The organism is Oxalobacter paeniformigenes (assembly GCF_027158465.1).
GTDB classification, from domain to species: Bacteria; Pseudomonadota; Gammaproteobacteria; order Burkholderiales; family Burkholderiaceae_D; genus Oxalobacter; species Oxalobacter paeniformigenes.
The window spans coordinates 1-287 of sequence record NZ_JAMKYL010000024.1 but is presented as its reverse complement, the minus strand read 5'-3'; the positions used below and the strand labels follow the sequence as shown (position 1 = coordinate 287).

The following is a 287-nucleotide window of genomic DNA, read 5'->3' as shown; positions in this document are numbered from 1 at the left end:
TCGAGGATGTTGGCGATCACACGTGCGGAGATGGCGACACGGGTGGAACGCGGGCGACGATCCTGACGTGCATAGCCGAAATAGGGGATACATGCGGTGATCCGTTCGGCGGAGGCGCGTTTGAGTGCATCGACCATGAGGATGATTTCCATCAGGTTGTCATTGGTCGGTGCGCAAGTGGACTGGATGACGAAGACATCCTTGCCACGGACATTTTCATTGATTTCGACAGTGGTTTCACCGTCGGAGAACTTGGAGACGTGAGCCTTGCCGAGAGGGATGCCGAG

The 287-nt window shown here is 56.4% G+C and carries 1 protein-coding gene; it reads right to left on the bottom strand.

Translation table 11 applies throughout. From position 1 onward, the window contains the following. Positions 1-287, bottom strand: a 287-nt coding sequence (gene prs, locus NAI64_RS09080) for a ribose-phosphate diphosphokinase (protein ID WP_269299801.1), incomplete at both ends; no start/stop codon positions are given.